Origin of the sequence: Penaeicola halotolerans (assembly GCF_016464625.1) — a bacterium.
Taxonomy (GTDB): Bacteria; Bacteroidota; Bacteroidia; order Cytophagales; family Cyclobacteriaceae; genus Penaeicola; species Penaeicola halotolerans.
This window is the reverse complement of the sequence record NZ_JAEAGO010000004.1, coordinates 54,020-78,358: the sequence shown is the minus strand read 5'-3', so window position 1 is coordinate 78,358 and position 24,339 is coordinate 54,020. Positions and strand designations below refer to the sequence as shown.

23 protein-coding genes and 1 tRNA gene are annotated in these 24,339 nt (G+C 41.7%); 12 read left to right on the top strand and 12 right to left on the bottom strand.

Annotated elements, in window-relative coordinates:
• The first annotated feature begins 309 nt into the window (after positions 1-309).
• Positions 310-621 (top strand): 50S ribosomal protein L21, encoded by a 312-nt coding sequence (gene rplU, locus I5349_RS11090; RefSeq protein ID WP_226390839.1) that lies wholly within the window; start codon positions 310-312, stop codon positions 619-621.
• A gap of 36 nt (positions 622-657) precedes the next feature.
• On the top strand, positions 658-927 hold the full coding sequence (gene rpmA, locus I5349_RS11085) for a 50S ribosomal protein L27 (protein ID WP_226390838.1): 270 nt from the start codon (positions 658-660) through the stop codon (positions 925-927).
• 78 nt (positions 928-1,005) lie between these two features.
• Here the strand turns inward: rpmA and I5349_RS11080 are convergent, their stop codons facing one another.
• The 6 genes from I5349_RS11080 to lipB all read right to left on the bottom strand — a co-directional run bounded on the left by I5349_RS11080 (position 1,006) and on the right by lipB (position 6,722).
• The gene (locus I5349_RS11080; RefSeq protein ID WP_262895396.1) at positions 1,006-1,635 is read right to left on the bottom strand and encodes a rhomboid family intramembrane serine protease; all 630 of its coding nucleotides are present in this window, start codon (positions 1,633-1,635) and stop codon (positions 1,006-1,008) included.
• A 4-nt stretch (positions 1,636-1,639) separates the two neighbouring features.
• Positions 1,640-2,614 carry a polyprenyl synthetase family protein gene (locus I5349_RS11075; RefSeq protein ID WP_226390837.1) on the bottom strand — a complete coding sequence of 325 codons (975 nt, stop codon included), beginning with the start codon at positions 2,612-2,614 and terminating at the stop codon, positions 1,640-1,642.
• Positions 2,568-4,763: a ribonuclease R gene (gene rnr / locus I5349_RS11070; protein ID WP_226390836.1), complete on the bottom strand. Its 2,196-nt coding sequence runs from the start codon at positions 4,761-4,763 to the stop codon at positions 2,568-2,570. The genes I5349_RS11075 and rnr overlap by 47 nt, the downstream gene beginning before the upstream one ends.
• Before the next feature lie 87 nt (positions 4,764-4,850).
• Entirely contained in the window at positions 4,851-5,564 is a 714-nt protein-coding gene (locus I5349_RS11065; RefSeq protein ID WP_226390835.1) for a 3'-5' exonuclease, read from the bottom strand.
• A gap of 26 nt (positions 5,565-5,590) precedes the next feature.
• A complete protein-coding gene (locus I5349_RS11060) occupies positions 5,591-5,995 on the bottom strand; it encodes a hypothetical protein (protein ID WP_226390834.1) in 405 nt (134 codons plus the stop codon).
• Position 5,996: 1 nt separating this feature from the next.
• Positions 5,997-6,722: a lipoyl(octanoyl) transferase LipB gene (gene lipB, locus I5349_RS11055; protein WP_226390833.1), complete on the bottom strand. Its 726-nt coding sequence runs from the start codon at positions 6,720-6,722 to the stop codon at positions 5,997-5,999.
• Between the two features lie 88 nt (positions 6,723-6,810).
• On the opposite strand from lipB, the gene I5349_RS11050 reads away from it, so the two are divergent.
• Positions 6,811-7,197, top strand: coding sequence for a YraN family protein (locus I5349_RS11050; RefSeq protein ID WP_226390832.1), 387 nt, complete (start codon positions 6,811-6,813; stop codon positions 7,195-7,197).
• Here the strand turns inward: I5349_RS11050 and I5349_RS11045 are convergent.
• Entirely contained in the window at positions 7,191-8,024 is an 834-nt protein-coding gene (locus I5349_RS11045) for a toxin-antitoxin system YwqK family antitoxin (RefSeq protein WP_226390831.1), read from the bottom strand. The genes I5349_RS11050 and I5349_RS11045 overlap by 7 nt on opposite strands.
• Positions 8,025-8,180: 156 nt before the next feature.
• Here I5349_RS11045 and I5349_RS11040 point away from each other — a divergent pair, with 156 nt between their 5' ends.
• The 7 genes from I5349_RS11040 to I5349_RS11010 are packed head-to-tail and all read left to right on the top strand — an operon-like array spanning position 8,181 to position 15,987.
• Positions 8,181-9,383: a pyridoxal phosphate-dependent aminotransferase gene (locus tag I5349_RS11040; RefSeq protein WP_226390830.1), complete on the top strand. Its 1,203-nt coding sequence runs from the start codon at positions 8,181-8,183 to the stop codon at positions 9,381-9,383.
• Positions 9,384-9,385: 2 nt separating this feature from the next.
• A complete protein-coding gene (locus tag I5349_RS11035; RefSeq protein WP_226390829.1) occupies positions 9,386-9,994 on the top strand; it encodes a DUF4254 domain-containing protein in 609 nt (202 codons plus the stop codon).
• A 1-nt stretch (position 9,995) separates the two neighbouring features.
• Positions 9,996-11,039: a glycosyltransferase family 9 protein gene (locus I5349_RS11030; RefSeq protein ID WP_226390828.1), complete on the top strand. Its 1,044-nt coding sequence runs from the start codon at positions 9,996-9,998 to the stop codon at positions 11,037-11,039.
• Between the two features lie 3 nt (positions 11,040-11,042).
• Positions 11,043-12,860 carry a TrkH family potassium uptake protein gene (locus I5349_RS11025; protein ID WP_226390827.1) on the top strand — a complete coding sequence of 606 codons (1,818 nt, stop codon included), beginning with the start codon at positions 11,043-11,045 and terminating at the stop codon, positions 12,858-12,860.
• 2 nt (positions 12,861-12,862) lie between these two features.
• Complete coding sequence (gene mnmH, locus I5349_RS11020) at positions 12,863-13,906, top strand: tRNA 2-selenouridine(34) synthase MnmH (protein WP_226390826.1); 1,044 nt, start codon at positions 12,863-12,865, stop codon at positions 13,904-13,906.
• Positions 13,888-14,934, top strand: coding sequence for a selenide, water dikinase SelD (gene selD, locus I5349_RS11015; RefSeq protein WP_226390825.1), 1,047 nt, complete (start codon positions 13,888-13,890; stop codon positions 14,932-14,934). Before mnmH ends, selD begins: the two co-directional genes overlap by 19 nt.
• A gap of 57 nt (positions 14,935-14,991) precedes the next feature.
• Positions 14,992-15,987 carry a proline iminopeptidase-family hydrolase gene (locus I5349_RS11010; protein ID WP_226390824.1) on the top strand — a complete coding sequence of 332 codons (996 nt, stop codon included), beginning with the start codon at positions 14,992-14,994 and terminating at the stop codon, positions 15,985-15,987.
• Positions 15,988-16,036: 49 nt separating this feature from the next.
• Here the strand turns inward: I5349_RS11010 and I5349_RS11005 are convergent, their stop codons facing one another.
• The 5 genes from I5349_RS11005 to I5349_RS10985 all read right to left on the bottom strand — a co-directional run bounded on the left by I5349_RS11005 (position 16,037) and on the right by I5349_RS10985 (position 22,048).
• Positions 16,037-16,951 carry a glutaminase gene (locus I5349_RS11005; protein WP_226390823.1) on the bottom strand — a complete coding sequence of 305 codons (915 nt, stop codon included), beginning with the start codon at positions 16,949-16,951 and terminating at the stop codon, positions 16,037-16,039.
• Between the two features lie 109 nt (positions 16,952-17,060).
• Positions 17,061-19,328, bottom strand: a complete 2,268-nt coding sequence (katG, locus tag I5349_RS11000; RefSeq protein ID WP_226390822.1) for a catalase/peroxidase HPI — start codon at positions 19,326-19,328, stop codon at positions 17,061-17,063.
• A gap of 345 nt (positions 19,329-19,673) precedes the next feature.
• A complete protein-coding gene (locus I5349_RS10995; protein WP_226390821.1) occupies positions 19,674-20,087 on the bottom strand; it encodes a hypothetical protein in 414 nt (137 codons plus the stop codon).
• Positions 20,088-20,597: 510 nt separating this feature from the next.
• Positions 20,598-20,671 (bottom strand) — tRNA-Asn (locus I5349_RS10990).
• Between the two features lie 135 nt (positions 20,672-20,806).
• On the bottom strand, positions 20,807-22,048 hold the full coding sequence (locus I5349_RS10985) for an NRAMP family divalent metal transporter (protein ID WP_226390820.1): 1,242 nt from the start codon (positions 22,046-22,048) through the stop codon (positions 20,807-20,809).
• Positions 22,049-22,204: 156 nt separating this feature from the next.
• Here I5349_RS10985 and I5349_RS10980 point away from each other — a divergent pair, with 156 nt between their 5' ends.
• Together I5349_RS10980 and I5349_RS10975 are read left to right on the top strand one after the other, a co-directional pair.
• A complete protein-coding gene (locus I5349_RS10980) occupies positions 22,205-22,627 on the top strand; it encodes an Hsp20/alpha crystallin family protein (protein ID WP_226390819.1) in 423 nt (140 codons plus the stop codon).
• Positions 22,628-22,751: 124 nt separating this feature from the next.
• The gene (locus I5349_RS10975) at positions 22,752-24,254 is read left to right on the top strand and encodes a S1C family serine protease (RefSeq protein ID WP_262895395.1); all 1,503 of its coding nucleotides are present in this window, start codon (positions 22,752-22,754) and stop codon (positions 24,252-24,254) included.
• Positions 24,255-24,339 lie beyond the last annotated feature (85 nt).

Below are 24,339 nucleotides of genomic sequence, written 5' to 3'. Positions count from 1 at the left end.
AACTAGCTGATCCTTCAACAAATATTGTAAAATGAGCCCAACAATACAAGTAAAAAAAGTTAGTTTTTATCTATAAAAATGCCGTTCTAGAAAAAGTATAATTCACATTTTAAAGCACTGTAAAACAAGCCTATAAGAAGCTGTTCCTTAAGATATACTTGATTGAATTTTTAAGAATGAAGCACTTAGGATTTTTTGAAAAAAATTAACACTCTCAAAATATTTACAATCGGTCTTTCAGAGTGTTTGGATATTTTGAAAAATCAATCTATCTTTGTGCCTCATTTTGCATATAAACTAAATACATTCATGTACGCAATCGTTGATATAGCAGGAAAGCAGTTCAAAGTAACAAAAGATCAGTTCGTCTATGCGCCATACATGGCAGGCGAGGCTGGCGCTTCCGTAGAGTTCGATAATGTACTCCTCATTGATAATGCTGGAGCTATCGAAGTAGGTGCACCCACAGTGGCTGGCGCCAAGGTTTCTGGTAAAATACTAGAACACGTCCAAGGTGACAAAGTAATCGTCTTCAAGAAAAAAAGAAGAAAAGGTTACAAAAAGAAGAATGGTCACAGACAGGACTTCACGAAGGTATTAATTGAAAACATTGTAAAATAATGCAAGGTCACTGACCAAGCTTTAAAATTTATAATTATGGCACACAAAAAAGGAGCCGGTAGTTCGAAAAACGGTAGAGAATCAGAAAGTAAACGTCTTGGTGTTAAGAAATTTGGTGGACAGGCTGTTATCGCTGGAAACATCATCGTAAGACAAAGAGGTACTAAGCATCACCCAGGTGAGAATGTAGGTCTTGGTAAAGATCATACAATCTTCGCTTTGACAGATGGTACTGTAAACTTCAAAAAAGGATACAAAGGAAGATCTTTCGTATCTGTAGTTCCTGCTGAGACAGCAGAAGCTTAAGAAAAACAGTTTTACATAAAAAAGTCAGTGTATTGGATACACTGACTTTTTTTATGCCTTTCATTGAGATAATTACCTTTATGCAATCCAAGCTTTGAGCTCTTCGATAAAGCTAAAAAGTGAATCTGGCTTGATGATAAACATAAATAACACGCCATAAAGCGCTCCAAAGATGTGAGCATCATGATTGATCATATCATTGCCATTTTTACTCTTGTAATAGGAGTAGGCTAGAAACATCACTCCCAGCAATATCCCCGGCAAACAAATCAAACCAAAAATGCAGATATCAGAAAATGGCATAATGATGATACTGGCAAAAACCATAGCCGACACTCCTCCAGAAGCTCCTAAAGAATTATAATAAGGGTCATGTCGATGCTTTAGCAGCGTAGGTAAATCAGAGACAATCAAAGCTGTCAGGTAGAATAAGGTAAACCAGAAGTAACCAGCAAATCCAAACCAATACACGAAGCTGTTTTCCAAAACTCCTCCGAAGAAGTAAAGCGTAAACATGTTGAAAAACAGATGCATCTCATCTTTGTGTACAAAGCCAGAGAGAATCATTCGCCAATAAGAACGATCATGCACGACCTTGTAGCCATTCATAACAGCCTTACTTCTGAAAGTCTCATTTTTAAATCCAAAATAAGAGATCAATACCGTAATGGCAATCAGGACTATAGTAAGCGAAATATCCACGTTCATAAGCTTACTTGTCTCTCTCGATTAAATATTGAGCGAAGTCTATCAATTCCTTTTTACCTACAGGATCTATATCCAACTGATCTAAAAGTGCAAAGCCTTCTTGGAAGTACTGATTCATTTTATGAAGTGTAAGCTCTTTGATCTGTAGCTCATCATAGATGGTCATCACAGCCTTTACTTTTTGCTCTTTGTCAAAATCCTTTTGGTCTAACCAATATTTCAAAGCACCCGATTGTGTGTGATTTGCCCGCTCTAGGGCGTTGATGAGTAGAAAAGTCTTCTTATTAGAAATGATATCTCCCCCAACTTGCTTTCCAAACTTATCTTGCTCCGCGTATACATCTAACAGGTCATCTTTAAGTTGAAAACCTATCCCGATCTTCACGCCAAACTCGTAAAGTTTTTTAGCTGAGGCTTCATCCGCTCCAGCCAAAATCGCTCCTAGCTCCAAGCTATAGCCTAACAACACGGCAGTCTTCTGCCTGATCATGTCAATGTACCGAGCCTCTGTGACAGCTGTCTCTTGCTCGAAATTCATATCATGCTGCTGACCTTCACAAACTTCTGCTGCGGTGGCGTTGAAACGCTTGAGTACAGCTGCCAGTTTATCAGCAGGTACGCTCAAGAGCAAATCATAGGCACGTACCAGCATCACATCTCCAGAGAGGATAGCTACTGGCTCACTCCACTTTTCATGGACTGTTTGCTGTCCCCGTCTAAGTGGAGCTTGATCCATGATATCATCATGCATCAAAGTGAAATTGTGAAAAACCTCCACCGAGATCGCTGCTTTGAGGATCTGCTCATGGTCTTTTTTAAACAATCGATAACCTAAGATCGTCAGAAGCGGCCGCAGTCGCTTGCCGCCTAGACTCATGATATAGCTAATCGGATCGTATAATTCTCTAGGCTGATCTCCGTATGCTTGAGCTTTAATTACGTCTTCTACCTCTTGCAGGTACTTTTTTAGTGTCTCCATCAGGATTCGCAAATTCCAAATCTATTGTACGTCTGTTTATATCTGTATTTTTCACTATCACAGTGACTTTGTCTCCAAGGGTGTAGACTCTTTGACTTCTTTGACCCACTAGTCGATAGTTTTTCTCGTCATAGCTGTAGTAGTCATCCTCGATATCCGAGATTCTCACCATGCCTTCACACTTAGTCTCTGTTATTTCTATGTAAAGCCCCCATTCTGTGACACCTGAGATGATACCATCGTAAGGTCTCTTTTCGGAAATCGCCATATATTCTACCTGCTTGTATTTGATAGAGGCTCTTTCGGCATCAGCGGCACGCTTTTCACGTTCCGAAGAGTGAAGACATTTCGCTTCAAAATCTTCCTTATCTACAGGCTTGCCACCATCTAGATAGTGTTGTAAAAGTCTATGCACCATCATATCAGGATATCTTCTGATAGGGGAAGTGAAGTGCGTGTAATGCTTAAAAGCTAAGCCAAAGTGCATATTGGTCTCTGTCGTGTACTTAGCCTTAGCCATACTTCTGATGGCCAACTGCTCTAGTACGTTTTGCTCTGGCTTGCCATCAATATCTGCCATAAGCTTATTGAGAGACTTGGAGACTCGCTCATCTTCGATCTTGAGATCATGTCCAAATCGCTTCGCAAAAGTAGAGAAAGTGCTCAATTTCTCTGGATCTGGTCGGTCGTGCGTCCTATACACAAAGGTATGTTTCCCTTTTTCTTTATTGAAAATAAATTCTGCTACACGCTTATTAGCTAGGAGCATAAACTCCTCAATCATCTTATGAATATCTTTTCTTACTTTAGGAATGATCCCTAGTGGCGTACCTTTTTCATCTAGCTTGAATTTGACTTCAACCGTTTCAAAATTGATCGCTCCACTTTCAAACCTTCTTTTTCGTAGCTTTTTAGCCAATGTGTCGAGTATCGTCAATTCTTTATAGAAATCTCCAGACTGTGTATCGATGGCTTCTTGACCTTCCTCATAGGTAAATCTTCTATCCGAATGAATGATCGTACGACCAAACCATTCATTCAGCACGTCTCCATTTTCATCCATCTCAAAGACAGCCGAAAAAGTCAGTTTATCCTCATGAGGCCTTAGCGAACATAAGAAATTTGACAAACGCTCTGGAAGCATCGGAATAGTCCTATCGACTAGATAAACTGAAGTAGCTCTATTATAAGCTTCCTTTTCAAGCACATTTTGTCCTCTGACATAATGCGTCACATCGGCTATGTGAATACCGATCTCATAGCCTCCCTTAGGAAGTGGCTTGATCGAAAGCGCATCATCAAAGTCTTTGGCATCCTCTGGATCTACCGTGAAGGTGGTGACTTCTCTGAAATCTCTTCTTTTACTGATTTCTTCTTTCGTGATAGCATCTGGTATATGATCAGCAAAGTCACTTACCTCCTGCTCAAATTCGAATGGCAAGCCAAACTCAGCCATGATGGAATGAATCTCCGCATTGTGCTCTCCTGACTTGCCTAAGACGCGCTCAACTACTCCCGTAGGATTTTTATCCCGATCCGTCCAGTGTTTTAATGTGACAATAACTTTATCTCCATGCTGTGCCTGATGAATATCTTCTGGTCTGATAAAAATATCGACATGCATCTTTTTAAAATCAGGCACCACAAAAGCATAGCGAGGAGAAATCTCTATCCTACCGACAAACTCAGTGCGGAATCTATGGACGATCTCTACTACCCTACCTTCAAGTCGACCCATCTTATTACGTGAAGGATAAACTTGAACAGCTACCGTATCTTCATCGAGTGCTTGACCCATATTTTCAGATTTGACGAGAATATCTTCCGTCCCATCTTCAGGGATGACATAGGCAAATCTGGGATTGACAAAATCTACCTTACCGATGATATTCGAGGACTTTTGCGCGGAGGTAAATCCACCATCACTCCCTCGAGTGATCTTATCTGCATCTACTAGATCAAAAAGTATGTGAGGGACTGCGGCTTTGGAACCAGCATCTCTCACTTCTATTTTTTTGGTGATTTGTTTGATGGAAAATGACTTCCCAAAGTTATTATTTAGTAAAGACATGATGCGCTGACTAATGCCATTGTGATCTATACCTTTGACTTTGGACGCTTTATTTTTTGATTTTTTCTTTTTACTCATTTGAAAAATTTTGTCCGCTTTCGCGTGTTTTAAATTTAAGGATTAACCTTGGATATTGGACGATTAGCTCGTGATATAATTGTGAATTTAATCTACCTTGATGATCTCGATGCTCGCATGATCTGTGTAGCCCTGCAAACTCAAGTAGACCTTAGCGGTCACCATGACATCTTCTAAGCAATAATCGATGATTTTTGGTAGATCACCCTCTTGATAGTAAGTATGTCCTACTTGACTACCATCTATATCAGACTTGCTGGACGGAATCTGAAAAAGTTGGGCTAAAAGATCTAAAGAAGTGTAGTGTTTGTAGTCTCCAAATTTCCAAAGCTCCATGGTATCAATGTGAGAGATCTCCCATGGCTTGCGTCCAGAAATATGAAGCACATCGGGTAAAGTAATCCCATTTATGAGCATTCTTCTGCACAGATACGGAAAATCAAACTCCTTTCCATTATGTGCGCAAAGCTTCCAATCTCTTGTTCGCAGCAAGCCCGCAACCTCTTCCAATAACTGCTTTTCATCACTTCCTGAGTAGGCTTTTACACGCAGCTGCCATGCTTCATCTACTGCTGTCAAAAAACCCACACCGACTACCACCACCTGACCAAATTCTGCATAGATCGCTGCCCGCTCATTATACCATGTTTCAGGTGTTTTAGCTTCACTAGATCTCATAAAAGAACTCTTACGCTGCCAGTGCTGCTGCATCTCAGGACTCAGTTCACTAAACTCCCTAACTGCCGAGATGGTCTCTATGTCTAAAAAGAGAATATTCTTAGTATCCTTGAGTTGAAACATGCCTTAAGATACAGAAATAATTTGATTTAGCTATGGAGAATGCCCTCTAGCCCGAGTTCTGGTATCTTCACCAAATTACTAGGCTCTATCGCACCTGGTACGAAGACAAACTTCTTGTCAAATATCTGATCTAGGATGTAATAGCTCACCCAAAACTCATTAGTCAACTGAAAAACAGCAGGATCTATAGGCTCCACAATGGCATAACTTTCTGATTCAAGTTTCTGAATACAATGCCTTAGCGTAGAGGTTTTTTTCTCCTCTCCTGCGATCTGACCATAGCCTTTGGAGGTGATCAAGACAGTCTCTAACTCTATTAAATTCCTGTTGATGATGTAGACATTCCACTCTTCGATGCCTGCCTTGTTTCTACTTTTAGCTATAGCTAACTTGATCCCAGTGACTGGGTGAAATTCTATGTCCTTTTTCATATTAAGCTTCTTTGATGACTTCCATCTCAAATAGTGAAGCAAGGTGGTGGCTTACCTTATGTTGTACTTCCAGCATATCCAATGGCCTACCAAGCTCTAAGTGCATTGAAGTGACTGCCTTATCTGGAATCCCACAAGGAATGATATGCCCAAAATAACTGATATCAGCATTGACATTCAGTGCAAAGCCATGCATCGTCACCCATCTGCTAGACTTGACTCCCATGGCACATATTTTACGCGGATTTTTTTGCTCAATATGGTCTATCCATACGCCAGTGAGTCCCTCTATCCGACCAGCAGCGATCCCATACTCTGCCAAAGTGAGAATAATCGCCTCTTCTAAAAAACGAAGATACTTGTGAATGTCCGTGAAGAAATTGTCTAAATCCAGCAAAGGATATCCCACCAACTGACCCGGCCCATGATAGGTAATGTCCCCGCCTCTATTGATCTTATAGAAGGTGGCTTGATGCTGCTTCAATCCTGCTTCATCTAAGAGTAGGTGCTCTGGAGAGCCACTCTTCCCAAGGGTAAATACATGTGGGTGTTGGCAGAAAAGCATGTAATTGGCAGTAGGACTCTGCGCATCATTTGCTGCATTTCTATTGGCAATTTTAAGTTTGACAGTCTCTGCAAAAAGTGATTCTTGATAGTCCCACGCCTCTTGATAATCGATCAAACCTAGATCTTTGAAAATGACTTTTTTATTGATAAGTAGATTCACTTTTATCCTTTTGTTAAAGCTAAGAACATGCGCTAGCAGGCACTTCGTTCCAGCTCATTTGTATAGTTATAGGCTTTTGCCGAAATTCATGAGTCATTCAGCGTTGCAATTTACCAAATATCTGATGGCTACACAGCAAATATTAGGAGAAGAAGGGGAAAACATCGCAATCCAACACTATCTTAATAGAGGGTATGAGTTGGTCTATAAAAACTTTCGATACAGAAAAGGAGAGATAGACCTTATCTTCAAAAAAGGTAATTGGTTGATCTTTTCTGAAGTCAAATTAAGGTCTAACACCTATTTTGGTCAACCAGAAAAGTTTGTGAGTAAATCTCAACTCAACCTCATCAAAAAAACCGCAGAAGCTTATATCTTTCAAGTCAACTGGCAAGGAAATATCCGATTTGACATCATCGCCATCGTCAAAAACAGCAGCAAATTTGAAATCATGCATTTTGAAGATGTCTATTGATTGGATTTTTTAGTTGCATCATAAATGATACGCCCATCACTATCCCACTCTAAGAGTACATAGGGTTTAAATCCCCTCGTGAAAGCTTCTTCTTGATATTGTATTTGCTTTTTGCGAAAAAGTCTACCCGAACTGCTTCTATAATACTCGGTCCAAACACCTATTTTCTCTCCAAACTCATACATTCCAGAGACTGCTATTTGCCCATTTTCATAGAAATAAAAATAATTACCCTCTTTCTCCCCATACTCTATTGGGATCAGCTCTTTCATTTTATTTCCTGCATAGTAGCTGATCTCAGAACCTCTCGGCCAGCCACGATAGTAGATGGTCTTGTCGACCAAGATATCATTGGCATTGTAAGTCATCCAGCGACCATGCTTAGTACCATAGTAGAACATCCCTTCCTCTATCACCACATCGTCTATTATGAGTTGATACGGCCCATGCAGCAGTCGACCCCATGGCTGAATATCTCGACTGATTTTTACTTCACCCTCTTTGAAATCCATCCAGTAAATATCCCGCACATAAGGATCTATCGGGTGTTCATCTTTCACAAAATTGAAAAGCAAAAGGACTTCTTTACCATTAGAGAAATTCTTAGTGTATCCCTTTTTGGTCTTTTCACCAAAGTAAAAATTCTTCTTGATCTTCTTAGGCGCTGCCTCCTCTTCCTCTTTCTCCTCTTCCATGAGCAGATCAGGAGGTTCATTGAGAGTCGTATTGGTCACCTCTCCTTGTTTAGAAGACTTCTCCTCTTCTGTCTGCGCTACTACAGACAGGGAAACAGTCAGAAAACATAAAAGCATAAAATACCTACTCATCACCTGTTTTTGATTCTCAATTTTTAAACGGAAAGCATCACTCAAATATTGAATAAATCTTTTGAAAGCAAAATCCACGCTAGCTATTTTCTTCAATTTATTGGTACTTGCTGACTTTAATAATTATTTTTGACCACTTCAAAAATACACGCATCTATGAACGAATTGCTTTCTGATAGAATCAATAAAATGGAAGAGTCGGCTACACTAGCGATGGCCAAAAAAGCACGTGAGCTAAAAGCCCAAGGAGTGGACATCATCAGTCTCAGTCTAGGCGAACCCGACTTCAAAACACCAAGCTACATCCAAGAAGCTGCCAAAAAGGCTATTGATGAGGGTAAATGGTTTTCATACCCTCCTGTGGCTGGCTACCAAGACTTCAGAGAAGCAATCGCAGAAAAACTCCAAAAAGACAATCACATCACAGCCGCTAAAGCTGAAAATATAGTCGTATCTACGGGCGCCAAGCATTCTATCGCCAATGTGTTCATGAGTTTACTCAATCCAGGCGAGGAAGTTATCGTTTTCTCTCCATACTGGGTCAGCTATGCAGAGATCATCAAGCTAGCTGAGGGAGTACCTGTACTCATCGAAGGCACGATAGAAAATGACTTCAAAGCAACGGCAGCACAACTTCAAGCCGCCATCACGCCTAAGACTAAGGCGATCATCTATTCCTCCCCATGTAATCCTACTGGGTCTGTGTTCAACAAAGCAGAGCTGGAAGCCATCGCTAAAATCGTCAAGCAACGAGATGACATCTTCGTGATAGCCGATGAGATCTATGAGCATATCAACTTCAGTGGAGCGCATGTCAGCATGGCTTCTCTAGAGGGTATGTTTGAGCGTACCATCACCGTCAATGGATTCAGTAAAGGTTATGCCATGACGGGCTGGAGAGTGGGCTACATCTGTGCGCCACTTTGGATCGCCAAGGCCTGTGAAAAAATCCAAGGACAATTCACCTCTGGTGGTAATACCATCGCCCAGAGAGCCGCACTAGCAGGACTCAAAGGAGACCAAACTGACACTAAAAAAATGGCAGAGGCCTATCTCAGAAGAAGAGACCTAGTGATTGGTTTGCTGAGAGAGATCCCAGGATTTAAAGTCAATACACCAGAAGGCGCATTTTATTCTTTCCCAGATGTGAGTAGTTATTTCGGTAAATCTGATGGCTCATTCACTGTAAAAGACGCAGATGATTTATGCCTTTATATTTTAAATAACGCTTACGTATCGCTGGTAACTGGCGCGGCTTTTGGAGCGCCAGATTGTATCAGACTCTCTTTTGCTGCCTCAGATGATGAGCTAGTAGAAGCGATCAAAAGAATCAAAAATGTTTTATCTAAGTTAAAGTAAGTATGTTTTCTGTTCACAAGGCATTTGAAATATTCGATCAAAGTATCGCTGATTATCATATCAAAAATGATGTAGACACTTCCATACAGAATCCTCATAAAGCAGGTAGTCTGGAAGCACTACTCTATCACAAAAACTGGATAGATACTGTTCAGTGGCACTTAGAGGATATCATCAGAGACCCGAAAATCGATCCAGTAGGAGCACTAGCTATCAAACGTAGAATCGACAGCTCCAATCAAGAGCGCACCGATATGGTAGAGCAAATCGATGATTTCTTTTTGGCGGATTTCAAAAGAATCACCCCAAAAGCTGATGCAAGACTCAATACAGAAAGCTTAGCATGGGCAATCGACAGGCTATCTATCTTAGCACTTAAGATATACCACATGCGTGAAGAAGCAGAGCGAAAAGATGCCTCTGCTGAGCATCAAAACAAATGTGCTTTCAAACTCAACATCCTGCTAGAGCAAAAGCAAGACATGCTGACTTCGATCGCACAACTCATAGAAGATATAGAAGCTGGCAATAGAGTAATGAAGGTATACAGACAGATGAAAATGTATAATGACCCTTCGCTAAACCCAGTGCTTTACGCGCAAAAGAAATAACATGAAGCACCTGCTGGTCATTAGATTTTCTGCCATGGGAGATGTCGCGCTGACAGTCCCTGTTGTCAAAGAAGTACTAGCACAAAATCCAGACATTGAGATCACATTCGTCTCAGCAGCCTTTTTAGCGCCTTTTTTCGAAGGAATAGAAAGGCTGCATTTTTTTCCAGCACAACTGAAGACTACTCATAAAGGTCCCAAAGGCATCTATAAACTTTATCGCGAAATCTCGAAAAAGCGTAAAATAGACGTGGTCATAGACCTGCATAGCGTCATGCGATCTTGGCTGATGGGTGCTTTTGCTAGGATGTCCGGTATACCTACTTATCGTATAGACAAAGGGAGAAAAGAGAAAAAAAATCTGGTCTCTAAAGAGAGAAAGGTAAGAAAACAGCTCCCTCATAGCACAGAGCGTTACCTAAAAGTGTTTGAAGCTGCTGGACTGAAAGTAAAGAGCCTAACAAATGGCCCATGGATTAAGGCTAAGCCAAGCACAGAAATTGAAAACTTATTAGCTGCGCTAGAACTTCATAATAAAAACTCCACTTGGATAGGTTTCGCTCCTTTTGCCATGCATGCTGGCAAAATGTGGCCATCTCATCATGCCAAACAATGGATCAAAGAAGCTTCTAAAAATGCTCAGATTTTTCTATTTGGAGGAAAAGGAGAAGTAGAAGCATTAAGCCAATTAGCCGAGAAATTACCGCAAGTACACATCTTAGCTGGCAAGCTTTCGCTCAAAGATGAACTCACATTCATGTCTAGGCTAGACGTGATGGTTGCGATGGATTCTTCTAATATGCACATGGCTACTCTAGTAGGCACTCCAGTAGTGTCTATTTGGGGAGCTACACACACAGATGCTGGATTTGGCCCATTAGGAGATAATAGGCGACATATCGTTGAGATTTCCACAGCCGAGTTAGCTTGCAGGCCTTGCTCGATCTTTGGCAATAAACCTTGCTGGAGAGGTGACCTTGCCTGTCTAGAGCAAATCACACCTAAAATGGTGCATGAAAAAGTAATAGGTATCACTAAAGTTTGACCTATGAGAAAGCTCACCTCCAAAATCAAGTCTCAGCTCAACCTACTACTCTACAATAGTAAGCCTAAAGTAGAACGCGTAATCGTAAGCTTGAGGGGTGTGGTCGCTATTTTGGCATTTAGCATTTTGATTTACCTTTTTGGATTTGAACCCAAAGGTGATCGTCTCGATCAACTCTACATTTTGATTCGATTTTTGATTGGCTTCTCTGTGATCAATGTTTTCATTCGCTGGTTTTATAGCTTCCAGCGCAAAAACTTTTACCTCAATCATAAATTTGAAATCTGGCTAGCCATCATCATTTTGACAGAGGTAATTTTGAGTTTTGGATTTGATATCAGCATACTGAAAGGCATTGCCAATCAGCTCAATATTGCTGATTATCGGTTTTTCTTTACCAACTCGATCCTGATCACGCTGGTAGTGATCTTACTATATGAATTTGTCAAAGCCAGCACATTACTCTCAGCACTCAAACTTACTCCTCCAACGATCTTTGTACTGAGTTTTCTGATCATCATACTCATTGGCACAGGACTACTGATGATGCCTGCCATGACATACAGTGAAGAAGGCATGCCTTGGCTTTCTGCACTATTTACAGCGACATCAGCCACTTGTGTGACAGGACTCATCGTAGTAGACACGGCTACTTATTTCACCTTTAAAGGCCAAATAGTCATTCTGCTGCTGATACAAATAGGCGGTCTCGGTATAGTATCTTTCGCTACCTTTTTTGCCAAGTTTGTCTCAAAGGGTGTAGGGCTGAGACATCAGTCGATGATTCAAAACTTCCTAAGCTCCGAGTCACTTTTTGATGCGAGAAATCTCCTCAAGCAGATCATCAACATTACCATCTTGATCGAAGCTCTTTGTGCGATCGGTATTTATCTCACATGGAGTCCAGAGGTATCTTTTACTAGTTGGAAACAAAAGGTCTATTTCTCAGTATTTCATTCTATCTCTGGCTTTTGCAATGCTGGCTTTAGCCTGTTTAGCAACGGTCTGTATGAAACAGGTGTCAATACATCTTATATGCTTCACTTAGTAGTGGTTTTTGGAGTGATTGCTGGTGGTCTTGGTTTCCATGTCATGCAGGATCTTTTTTCTCCTCAAAAATTGCGAGAAAGACTACACAAGCCTTGGCTTGATTGGCAGATCAATACTAAAATAGCGGTTTATACTTCAGCAGCACTTTTACTCATCGGTACACTTGGCATCTGGTTTTTAGAAAAGGACAATACCTTGGTCAATCTCAATTTCTTAGAAAGTGGTATCACTGCCTTTTTCCAGTCAGGTATTACACGAAGTGCTGGTTTTAATACAGTGGACATTGGTGCTATGGCTATACCTACTTTGATATTAATGATGTTCTTAATGTTCATTGGAGCATCTTCTGGCTCAGTAGGTGGTGGGATCAAGACCAGTACTTTTTACCTCATGCTAGCCTCTACGCTAGCCGCTATTCGAGGAAAAAGTCGAGTAGAAATTGGCAATAGAGAAATTCCAACAGAGATACTTTTTAAAGCTTTATCAGTCTTTGTATTTGCTGCCTTTCTAAATACCTTGGCAGTTTTTATGCTGACAATTACGGAGCCTGATATTCCTTTGATCGAACTCATGTTTGAACAAATATCGGCTTTCGCCACCGTTGGTTTGAGTACCGGAATCACTGCCGAGCTTTCGGAGATTAGTCAGGTGATTATCATTGTCTCTATGTTTCTTGGAAGGGTAGGTACATTGACTTTTGCCCTAGTTTTTAGCAGCAGGGTGATTTCTAATAAATATCAATATCCTAAAGCACACCTGATGGTCGGGTAAACATGGCGGAGAAACTCATATCACTCGAAGAATTTCTAAAACTCAGACACAGTATCCCTATGCTGGATGCTAGAAGTGAGGGTGAGTTTGCACAAAATCACATCCCAGAAGCGCTTAACCTCCCTATTTTAAATGATGAAGAAAGGATAGTAGTCGGCACACTATACAAACAGGAAGGCAATGAAAGTGCTGTACTCAAAGGTTTCGAACTCGTAGGCCCCAGATTTCATACCATCATCAAAGAAGCACTTAAGCTGATCCCAGCAAAGAGAGTACTGATCTACTGCTGGCGCGGTGGCATGAGAAGTCAGATCCTTTCTTGGCTATTGACCATGGCTGGATTTGAAGTTTATAGACTCAAAGGCGGCTATAAAACTTATAGAACCTACACTTATGAACTCGTACGAAAGCCAATTTCTCTACTCGTCTTAGGTGGAAAAACAGGTGCTGCCAAAACCGTAATCCTTCAAAGACTTGCTAACCAAGGAGAGCAAGTCATTGATCTGGAAGGTTTGGCTCATCACAAAGGCTCTGCTTTTGGGGGCATCGGTATGCCAAGTCCTCCTAGTGTGGAGCAATTTGAAAACCTACTCGCAGAACAAATCCTCACACTAGACCCTCAGCAACCTACGTGGGTAGAAAATGAAAGTCGATTGATCGGCATGGTAGTACTTCCCAATGAATTCTATGACCATATGCTCAGCGCTCCTCTGATTGAGCTTCAAAGAAGTCTAGACGAAAGAATCAATCAGATCACCAAAGAGTATGCGCACCTACCAAAAGATGAACTTATCGCTGCGGTGATACGCATCAAAAAGAAATTGGGAATACAAAGAATGGAGGAGGCTATCGCGGCTATTAGAGAAGATAGACATAGCGATTGGATCAAGAACCTTTTGGTTTATTATGATAGCAACTATGCACATGACTTGACCAAAAGAGATAGCAAACAATGTCACCAATTAGAGGCTGAGGGACTAGAACAAAATGACATCTGTCTTGAGCTCATCCAATTAAAAGAAAAACTATGGAAAATGAAGCAATAAAACTCACCCAATTCAGTGAAGGCTCAGGCTGTGGCTGCAAGATAGCCCCAGCCATCCTAGAAGAAATCCTCTCAGGCAGTCAAACATGGCAAAGACCTGATGCCAACCTACTAGTAGGCAATCATCAAAAAGATGATGCGGCTGTCTATCAACTCAGCCCTGATCTAGCTATGATCAATACGGTGGACTTTTTTACCCCTATAGTAGATGATCCTTATGACTTTGGTCGCATAGCTGCTGCCAATGCCCTCTCTGACGTCTATGCCATGGGTGGTGTACCTATATTTGCCAATGCAGTACTTAGTTGGCCAGTAGAAAAACTCGCTCCTGCCCTAGCTGCCAAAGTACTGGAAGGCGCTAAAAGTATTTGTCAGCAAGCAGGAGTCACCATAGCAGGTGGTCATAGCATAGCAGCTAAAGACCCCATTTTTGGGCTATCTGTCTGTGGCACCATACATCCGCAAAACATCAAAAGTAACAGCACTGCTCAGGAAGGAGACCTTATTTATCTCACTAAAAAAATAGGTATTGGCGTACTCGCAACAGCACTCAAAAGAGGAAAAATAAATCCAGAAGATTATCAAGAAATGGTCAATACCGCTTGTCAACTCAATAGCATCGGGCAGCATCTTGGGCAGCAAGATTTCGTACATGCCATGACAGATGTGACGGGCTTTGGACTGTTAGGTCACTTGATCGAAACATGTGAAGGCGCAGGTCTCTCCGCAGACCTTCACTTCAAAGATATTCCGCTCATTAAGGGTGTGCAATCATACATAGATCAGTTCATTTTCCCAGACAATACCTACCGAAACTGGAATGCCTACAGCCCCAAAACAAGTGGAGTCAATGGAATGGAGCTTGTGCATCTCTGCGATCCACAAACCAGTGGTGGGCTACTAGTAGCCATAGATCCAGCACAGCAAGCAGCCTTTGAAACACTCATGCAAATAGAACAAAGTCCCGCTTACCTCATAGGAAACTATAAGGCTGCTGGAGAAAAAGTTGTCGATGTCTTGATCGCTTGATTTTGAGCTAAATTATGTAAATTGATAGGTGAATTTGACCAAATAAACCCAACAACTATGAAAAAATGGATCAGCTTACTTTCACTCAGCCTCATCTTTGCTTGTAGTAGTCCAGCTCCTGAAAGTCAGGAAGCAGCAACAGACACTTGGACACAGGAAGAAAAATACATCGAAATCGAAGCCAATGGCGGCAAATACAAAGTATGGACTCAGCGCAATGGTGACAATCCTACCAAAAGACTGCTATTACTCCATGGCGGGCCTGGCAATACGCACGAATATTTTCGCAGTTTTGAAGAATACTTTCCAGAGGAAAATATCGAATTTATCTACTATGATCAGTTAGGCTCTGGTAAGTCAGACAATCCTGCCGATACTACTTTTTGGAACATCCCTAGATTTGTAGCAGAAGTAGAACAAGTCCGTCAAGCACTCAAGCTAGACCAAGACAACTTCTACCTACTAGGCCACTCATGGGGAGGTATCCTCGCACTAGAATATGCACTACAGCATCAAGATAAGATGAAAGGACTCATCATCAGCAATATGATGGCCAGCTGCATCGATTATGGAAAATATGCCGAGGAAGTGCTTGCGCCTCAATTTGACCAAGCAGTCCTGCAAGAAGTCAGGGCGATAGAGGCAGATGCTGACTTTGACAATCCACGCTATATGGAGCTGCTCATGGAGCACTACTATCCTAAGCATGTCCTCAGAATACCCGTGGATGAATGGCCTGAGCCTGTCATGAACTCACTCAGCAATGTCAACTCTCAACTTTATGTCTACATGCAAGGACCAAGTGAATTTGGCATCGGTGGGACCCTGGCTCAATGGGATCGCAAGGCTGACTTGCCCAAAATCACTATCCCGACCCTTACCATAGGCGGTGCGCATGACACCATGGATCCTAAGCACATGGAGTGGATGTCTACTCAAGTACAAAATGGCACTTATCTGCACTGTCCTGATGGAAGTCACATGGCTATGTGGGATGATGCAGATACCTATCACCGAGGCATCATAGATTTCATCAAAAAGACAGACCAATAAACCCTAGGGGCTTTCAGTGATGGAAGCCCTTTTTTTATGACAAAAGATTTTAAAAAAGAGAAAAGGATAATTTATCGGTCAGCAATTCCAAGGCTTTAATGGCTTTCACAGAATTGCCCTTTTCATTGAGCTCTGGACTCCATACGGCCACACTAAACTTATGCGGCATTACGGCTGCTATCCCGCCTCCAACACCACTTTTGCCAGGAAGACCCACTCTGAAGGCAAACTCACCTGACTCATCATAAAAACCACAAGTAAGCATCAGGGCATTGATCCTACGTGCATAACTCTCTGAAATGATCTCTCGCTGTGCAAAAATAGAATACCCATCATTGGCCAAGAAGCTAAAAGCCCTCGCCAAATCCACACAACTCATCTCCATCGCACAGTGAGCAAAATACACATCTAATACTTCTGCGATATCATTATCAAAGTTTTTGTAGGCTTTCAAAAAATAAGCTAAAGCCGTATTTCGATCAGCATGCTTCATCTCAGAGTTTTTGATGACCTCATTGATCTCCACACAGGTCTTTCCTGAGAGCTCATTGATAAAGCTTAAAATCTCTGTGGTAGGCTGTGCATACTTGGTCGTCAATGCATCTGTGATCACTAGCGCACCTGCATTGATAAATGGATTTCTGGGAATGCCTTTTTCATACTCTAATTGCGCAATAGAATTGAAGGGATTACCACTCGGCTCGACATTGACCCTTGACCAGAGCTTGGTCTTAAACTTATGAAAAACCATCGTCAGGGTGAAAACCTTGGAGATACTCTGGATAGAAAAGGGCTTCTGATAATCTCCCACCCCATAGACATTGCCCGCTAGATCTACGATAGCTATCCCAAATTGATTGGGATCTACACTTGATAGCTCAGGGATGTAGCTAGCGACTTTTCCTTTGAGCTGAAGTGCATTGACCTCCTCATATACTTCCTCTATGACTTGCTGATAATCCATATCCTTAAAGATGCCTAATATCTCAGAGAGCAAAAAATAATGCCTCTCAAAACGAAGAAAGACCAGCGATTAACTGGTCTTTCTTATCATATATCACTTAGCTTTCGACTTACTTGTGCGTCAAGTCAAATCTGTCTAGGTTCATCACTTTGGTCCAAGCAGCTACGAAGTCTTTGACAAACTTGTCTTTGGCATCACTGCTACCATAGACTTCAGCCAAAGCTCTCAACTCAGAGTTTGAACCGAAGATCAAGTCTGCACGGGTCGCTGTATACTTCACAGCACCAGTTTTTCTATCTCTTCCTTCAAATTTCTCCTTGGTATCATCAATGGCTTTCCACTCAGTGCTCATGTCTAGCAAGTTGACAAAGAAGTCATTGGTCAACATGTCTTTTTGATCGCTAAATACCCCATGCTTAGAACCATCATAGTTGGTGCCTAGTGCACGCATACCTCCTACCAGTACTGTCATCTCTGGCGCAGTCAATCTCAGCAACTGTGCTTTATCTACTAGCAATTCTTCTGTAGATACCGTATACTGCTTCTTGAGGTAGTTTCTAAAACCATCCGCCATAGGCTCTAGTAGGCCAAATGACTCCACATCTGTTTGCTCCTGTAGGGCATCCATACGACCTGGTGTGAATGGCACCGTTACTTTGTGACCTGCATTGGCAGCTGCTTTCTCCACGCCTGCTGTACCAGCTAGTACGATCAAGTCCGCCATAGAGATCTTCTTGGCACCTTTAGCATTGAAATCCTTTTGGATTTTCTCTAAAGCAGCCAATACTTTCTTTAATTGCGCAGGATTATTCACTTCCCAGTCTTTCTGAGGAGCCAATCTGATCCTTGCGCCATTGGCACCGCCTCTTCTATCAGAATGTCTGTAAGTAGAAGCAGAAGCCCAAGCAGTGCTGACCATCTCAGAGATCGTCAAGCCTGAGTTTAAGATGCTAGACTTTAAGCTAGCGATATCCTGAGCATTGACCAGTGGGTGATTCACCGCAGGGATAGGATCTTGCCAAATCAAATCTTCCTTAGGTGCCTCAGGTCCTAGGTACGTTGTTTTAGGACCCATGTCCCTGTGTGTCAACTTAAACCAAGCACGCGCAAAGGCCTCATTGAATGATGCTGGATCTTCTAAAAACTTCCTAGAAACTTTCTCATAAGCTGGATCATATCTCAAAGAAAGATCAGTCGTCAACATGTATGGTGGGTGCTTCTTGTCTTTGTCAAAAGCATCTGGGATGATCTTATCTGCATCTTTGGCTACCCACTGATGTGCCCCAGCAGGGCTCTTTGTCAATTCCCACTCATATTTGAATAGGAAAGTCAAGTAGTCATGACTCCATTTAGCTGGTGTAGACGTCCAAGTCACTTCAAGTCCAGAAGTGATCGCATCTGCTCCCTTACCTGATTTGTAATCACTCTTCCATCCGAAACCTTGCTCTTCGATACCTGCTGCCTCTGGCTCAGGACCTACATGAGAAGCTGGACCAGCACCATGCGTCTTTCCTAGTGTGTGCCCACCAGCGATCAAGGCTACAGTCTCTTCATCGTTCATTCCCATTCTACCAAAAGTCTCTCTGATATCTTTGGCAGCGAGAAGTGGATCTGGATTGCCATTTGGTCCCTCTGGATTGACATAGATCAAACCCATCTGTACTGCTGCAAGCGGCTGCTCTAACTCACGATCACCTGAGTAGCGCTTCTCATCACTAAGAAACTCTTCCTCTGATCCCCAGTACACATCAATCTCTGGTTCATAAACATCTTCTCTACCTCCAGCAAAACCGAAAGTCTGGAAGCCCATAGACTCTAGGGCTACGTTTCCAGTAAGCACCATGAGGTCAGCCCAAGAGATTTTGTTGCCATACTTCTGCTTAATAGGCCATAGTAGACGTCTTGCTTTATCTAGATTGGCATTGTCTGGCCAGCTATTGAGCGGAGCAAAACGCTGCATGCCTGAGCGTGAACCGCCACGACCATCACCTGAGCGGTAAGTACCCGCACTGTGCCAAGCCATACGGATAAACAGACCTCCATAGTGACCAAAGTCTGCTGGCCACCAGTCCTGTGAGTCTGTCATCAAGGCTCTGATGTCATTTTTTAAAGCTTCATAATCGAGTTTCTTGAATTCCTCGATATAGTTGAAGTCAGGATCCATCGGGTTAGACAACTCAGAATTTTGTCTGAGGATGCTTAAGTTCAACTGATTAGGCCACCAACCGAGATTGCTAGCGACCGCCTGATTAGACTGGCTCTTCTTAGTAGCGCCAGAGTAGGAATCCGCCTGAGCGTCTTGCTCAGCACCTTGCTGACAGGCAGGCAAAACTATTCCAACAGACAACAAGATACTCCAGAGTAGTAATTTTTTCATAGCTAAAGGGTTTAATGATAAATGCATTAAGCTCATTGAAATACAAAAGTAGCTTGAATTCTTTTTTCTTGACAATCGATATTTTCGATCACTGATAGTCATAGTCTAATACTATGGATTTTTAAAGACTATTGACGTTATCAATCAATAAACTAGCTAGCCAGTGATGGAAATGTTGGGAAGGAAGGTGGGTTTTAGATAAAAAAGAGAGCTAGGAGAAGAAGCTTTTAATTTCAGAATGTACTAACAGCGATAAATAATATAGCCCACGGTTTGAATCGTGGGTTATCGTGCCATATCATTACTTCATAAAGAATCCATTGACCAACCTAATTAACAGGACTTTCAAGGGTAAATTATTGTCCAATCCATATCCTCTAGATCTTCTAAAGTAAGATCGTAGCGCATCTCAATCAAATTATTTTCTCTTATTTGCTCCCATGGAACGCTTAGCAAAGTATCATAAGATAACAAAAACAATGTTAAACCATACTCTCTAACAGTTTCACTTTCTACAGGAATTAGGATACTAGAACCACTTTTGATTGTGGCAAATTCTATAAAAATTTGATCAGTAAATGGGCTTGATATTGGAAGTAAAGTATCACTAAGTAAACGCTCTGTTCTCAACTCTACTAAATCCATATCTGAACTATTCACAATACGTATTTCTCTGTTAGGATCAAATTTATCTTGATCAGGACATCCTGTACAGAGAAACAAAATTGAGATAAATAAGAAGATTTTTGAATTTTTCATGCTCTTTCTAACTTAAAGAAATACCCTGCCGATCATAAGTCTCTACTAAAGACTAGGTCCAATTAACGAGTCTTATCAGTGAAGTTTTTGTTGATTCTTTTATGCACTGAAATTTTGAATCAGATTCTTTAAAATAAAGATAATTGATTCTATGACTAATGTAATTAAATACATAATATTTTAAATGTTAAACACTAATGCCATGACTATTGATAAATTTGAATAAATATGCTAAGACTAAAAATACATCTTAAAGCCTTCAAATACTTAAAAATAACACGCATCACAACATAACCACATCATAAACTCTGGACAATCAATCGTGCTATCTCACTCCATTAAAATCAGATCAAACAGCAAAGGCGCTACCTGCCTCCTAAAGGGAGGAAAGACCAAAACAAACTAGCGCAGGGTGAAGCCCTGTGATGAAAAAGTATACTTATCAAACGAGCCTGTAGGGGCGTAACAAAAAGTCATAAAACAAAAAAAGCGATCTTTCGATCGCTTTTGCTCCCCCTCTTGGGCTCGAACCAAGGACCCCCTGATTAACAGTCAGGTGCTCTAACCAGCTGAGCTAAGGAGGAAAATATCTTTCAGCACCAAGCCTTTCGCTTAATGTGATGCAAATATAGAAGGCTTATTTTTAAAGTCAAAACAGGAACTTAAAAAAACTTTGACAAAAAGCCTTTCTTGACAATTCTAGGCTCATTTTCAGTCAATTAATTTTTAAATAATATCCACAAATACCAAATACTAAAGCCTATCAAGAAGATCAACCCTAACGCACTGAGCACTTGCAGAAACCTTCCCGGCCGATGTTCGACTGGGATATCTCTACCAAAAACCAACTTTAAATTCATCCAAGCAATAAATGGGGCGATCAAAAAGCTAATGCTAGTTGCCAAATCTACCAGTGACTTCATCCGCGTGCTGAAACCTGCTACGATGACCATGGCCACACCTGAAAGTAATACTTTAGCCAAGACATCACTATAAATAGAGGCTTTGGTTCGTCTGGCAAGTAGGCTCACCACCTCCACACTTGCCCGAGAGTAGCCATCCAAGATCGTCAGCATGGTGCCGATCATGGTCGTAGCAGCTGCAATAGACACGATAGGATATACCCAGGCACCGATGACCTCAGTATAGATCGAGACAATCTGCCCGGCAAAGACTACCGAATTATCCGACAAGATGACGCCCTTGCCAAAAAACATCCTCTCTCCCATCACCATAAAGAGCAAAGCCATAACTGCTGACAATACATAGCCTAAGGCAAATTCCTTGAGTACCTGATTGACCGTGGGCTTTTCGATCATACTTTGCATCTTCTCCACTGTCCAGAGACTATTCCAGCTAGAAAGATCCAGCGCAGTAGGCATCCATCCCATCAAAGCTACGATAAAGAGTACACTACCATCACTAAATAACTGGTCTACTGTAAGTGTATTCGCTTGACTCGGCTGACCCAGTGCCAGCACAAAAGCCACCAAAGTGGTTATCGTCAAGACGATCGTAATAACCTTCGCTGAAAAATCTAAACTTTTGAACTTGCCCACTTGCAAAAGAATGATTCCCGCAGCTAGCAATAGTCCCGTAAGCAATACAGGATCGATCGCCAAACCGATAAACTGACCCACCATAGCCGCGGTCACAAAAGACACTGCCGCAGTCACCGTAAACATCGTGATCAACATCAGCACAAAATACATGACCAGCCACCAGCGCTTATGAGCTGCATATCCTGCGATCAGTGACCTACCTGTGACTGCGGCATAGCGAGAGCCAAACTCAAAGAAAGGATACTTGAGTAAGTTGGCTAGTATGATGATCCACCAAAGGGAGTTGCCATAGTCAGCCCCTGCGCGTGTGGACTGCACCAAGTGGGATACTCCAATACAGGTAGTTGCAAACAATATTCCTGGACCCAGCAGGGCTTTCCAATTGGTAGTAGTACTCATAAAATGACATATTGTCTTTTAAAACCCGTTAAATTCTTAAAATCAAGACATTTTGTCATCAAATTATCCTGATTTTTGGACTGGTACACTTTTTCAGATTTACCTGATCAGCTATAAACTTTGAATTTTAACATTAAAAAAATTAAAACCATGAGCATGATCAAATATAATTCACTTCAAGACACCATGCCTACCTCTATCGGCATGATGCTAGACAGAATCTTCAACGATACGATCACTACGAAGACCGCTAAATTTAGCCCTTCAGTAGACATCGCGGAAAACTCAGAGGCGTATGAAATCCATGTAGCAGTCCCTGGGATGAAAAAAGAAAACTTCAAGATAGACTTGACCGATGGTAGACTGACGATCTCAGGCGAGCGTAAATTTGAAGAGATAAAAAAAGACAAAAACTATCACAGTGTAGAGACGCAATTTGGCGCGTTCAGCAGATCCTTTTACATCCCTGATGATGTCAACATCGAAAAAATCAGTGCGAGCTATCAGGAAGGTATATTGCAAATCAACTTACCAAAAGATCAAAAACGAGTCAAATCAACTCAAATCAGTATAGCATAAATGAAGGCGGGCATATCCCGCCTTTTGACGTTAAAAGAAGTTAAAACTCTCAGAATAAAAGCTTAATTTTAGAAACAGCTTCGTTAATTAGTCGTTTTAAAGAGTGTAAATCAAAGATTGAATTATGATTAGTAAAAGACAGTTTTTCATCGGCATTTTATTAGCAGCATTCCTCGGTGGAGTACTCGCTGCTGGTAGCGTACAGTTTTTCAAGAACGAGGGAGAGGGAAACGCCACCTTTTATGCTGACCAAACAGCACGCTTTACCAGCTTACTTAAAGATACTGATTATACCGTGCCTGAGGGCTTAAACTTTGTGTCTTCAGCCGAACTAGTGACTCCAGCAGTAGTGCATGTGGTGTCTTCTGTTTCTCGTACAAGAAGTAGTGGGCCAGAAAGCCAAGTGCCACAGTTTTGGGAAGAGTTCTTTGGTCTGAGAGAGGGCGAAAGAGGTCAACAGCCAATGCCTAGAGGCTTTGGAGCACAAACGGGTTCAGGTGTGATCATCTCTAATGATGGCTATATCGTGACCAATAACCATGTGATCGAAAATGCTTCTAATGTAAAGATCACTTTATCCAACAATAAAAGATATGACGCTAAAGTCATCGGTGCTGATCCTAACACAGACATCGCTTTGCTCAAAGTAGAGGCTAAGGGGCTTCCATATCTCAAACTAGCCAATTCTGACAATGTCCGCATCGGTGAGTGGGTATTAGCCGTAGGTAATCCTTTTGATCTCAACTCTACCGTGACAGCAGGTATCGTCAGCGCCAAGGCTAGAAACATCAATATCCTGAGATCAGAAAACAACTTATCGATAGAATCCTTTATCCAAACAGATGCCGTAGTCAACCCTGGCAATAGCGGGGGCGCACTGGTCAATCTCGCGGGAGAGCTCATCGGTATCAATACCGCCATCGCTACCAGAACGGGTACTTTCAATGGTTATTCTTTTGCAGTGCCATCCTCTATCGTAGGCAAAGTAGTGGAAGACCTCAAAGAATATGGCGTAGTACAAAGAGCCTTACTAGGCGTACGTATCGTAGACCTAAGTGCAGACATCGAAGAGGAGTTTAACGAGGACTTCGATAGCTATAATGGTGTTTACTTAGTAGAAATCAATCCTGGAAGTGCAGCTGAAGAAGCTGGACTGAAAAAAGGTGATATCGTAAAAAAGATAGAGGGTAAAGCGGTTAATAGCACAGCAGAACTCCAAGAAGCTATCGCTCAAAAAAGACCTGGAGACAAAATCGTAGTAGAATTCTTGAGAAAAGGTTCTCCTGAAAAAGTCAACCTAACGCTAAAGAGCATGGAAGGTGACACCAAAATCATCAAAAAAGCTGTCCCAGTAGTGGTAGAAGCTGGCGGAGCGACATTTGAAGAGGTGCCTGCTGCCATCAAACAGCGTCTAGAAATAGAGGGTGGAGCGATCATCAACTCACTCAAGGCAGAAAACTGGGTGGAAAGTGGCATCAAGGAAGGTTTCATCATCACTTACATCGGTGAGACAGAGATCAAGACGCCAGAGGATGTGAAATCAGCCCTTCAAAAAGCTAATGGCAAAGTCATGATACTCGGTCTTTATCCAAACGGACAGAAGGTTTATTATCCAGTGATTTTCTAAGTAAGAGCACACATCAATCATACATAAAAAGCACCCAAATGGGTGCTTTTTTTATGGGAGCTTACTATCTTGTCGCCTTCATAAA

Bases quoted from the DNA above. Each gene is read 5' to 3' on its own strand.
- rplU (WP_226390839.1), top strand. From the start codon at position 310: ATGTACGCAATCGTTGATATAGCAGGAAAGCAGTTCAAAGTAACAAAA.
- rpmA (WP_226390838.1), top strand. From the start codon at position 658: ATGGCACACAAAAAAGGAGCCGGTAGTTCGAAAAACGGTAGAGAATCA.
- I5349_RS11080 (WP_262895396.1), bottom strand. From the start codon at position 1,635: ATGAACGTGGATATTTCGCTTACTATAGTCCTGATTGCCATTACGGTA.
- I5349_RS11075 (WP_226390837.1), bottom strand. From the start codon at position 2,614: ATGGAGACACTAAAAAAGTACCTGCAAGAGGTAGAAGACGTAATTAAA.
- rnr (WP_226390836.1), bottom strand. From the start codon at position 4,763: ATGAGTAAAAAGAAAAAATCAAAAAATAAAGCGTCCAAAGTCAAAGGT.
- I5349_RS11065 (WP_226390835.1), bottom strand. From the start codon at position 5,564: ATGTTTCAACTCAAGGATACTAAGAATATTCTCTTTTTAGACATAGAG.
- I5349_RS11060 (WP_226390834.1), bottom strand. From the start codon at position 5,995: ATGAAAAAGGACATAGAATTTCACCCAGTCACTGGGATCAAGTTAGCT.
- I5349_RS11050 (WP_226390832.1), top strand. From the start codon at position 6,811: ATGAGTCATTCAGCGTTGCAATTTACCAAATATCTGATGGCTACACAG.
- I5349_RS11045 (WP_226390831.1), bottom strand. From the start codon at position 8,024: ATGAGTAGGTATTTTATGCTTTTATGTTTTCTGACTGTTTCCCTGTCT.
- I5349_RS11040 (WP_226390830.1), top strand. From the start codon at position 8,181: ATGAACGAATTGCTTTCTGATAGAATCAATAAAATGGAAGAGTCGGCT.
- I5349_RS11035 (WP_226390829.1), top strand. From the start codon at position 9,386: ATGTTTTCTGTTCACAAGGCATTTGAAATATTCGATCAAAGTATCGCT.
- I5349_RS11030 (WP_226390828.1), top strand. From the start codon at position 9,996: ATGAAGCACCTGCTGGTCATTAGATTTTCTGCCATGGGAGATGTCGCG.
- I5349_RS11025 (WP_226390827.1), top strand. From the start codon at position 11,043: ATGAGAAAGCTCACCTCCAAAATCAAGTCTCAGCTCAACCTACTACTC.
- mnmH (WP_226390826.1), top strand. From the start codon at position 12,863: ATGGCGGAGAAACTCATATCACTCGAAGAATTTCTAAAACTCAGACAC.
- selD (WP_226390825.1), top strand. From the start codon at position 13,888: ATGGAAAATGAAGCAATAAAACTCACCCAATTCAGTGAAGGCTCAGGC.
- I5349_RS11010 (WP_226390824.1), top strand. From the start codon at position 14,992: ATGAAAAAATGGATCAGCTTACTTTCACTCAGCCTCATCTTTGCTTGT.
- I5349_RS11005 (WP_226390823.1), bottom strand. From the start codon at position 16,951: ATGGATTATCAGCAAGTCATAGAGGAAGTATATGAGGAGGTCAATGCA.
- katG (WP_226390822.1), bottom strand. From the start codon at position 19,328: ATGAAAAAATTACTACTCTGGAGTATCTTGTTGTCTGTTGGAATAGTT.
- I5349_RS10995 (WP_226390821.1), bottom strand. From the start codon at position 20,087: ATGAAAAATTCAAAAATCTTCTTATTTATCTCAATTTTGTTTCTCTGT.
- I5349_RS10985 (WP_226390820.1), bottom strand. From the start codon at position 22,048: ATGAGTACTACTACCAATTGGAAAGCCCTGCTGGGTCCAGGAATATTG.
- I5349_RS10980 (WP_226390819.1), top strand. From the start codon at position 22,205: ATGATCAAATATAATTCACTTCAAGACACCATGCCTACCTCTATCGGC.
- I5349_RS10975 (WP_262895395.1), top strand. From the start codon at position 22,752: ATGATTAGTAAAAGACAGTTTTTCATCGGCATTTTATTAGCAGCATTC.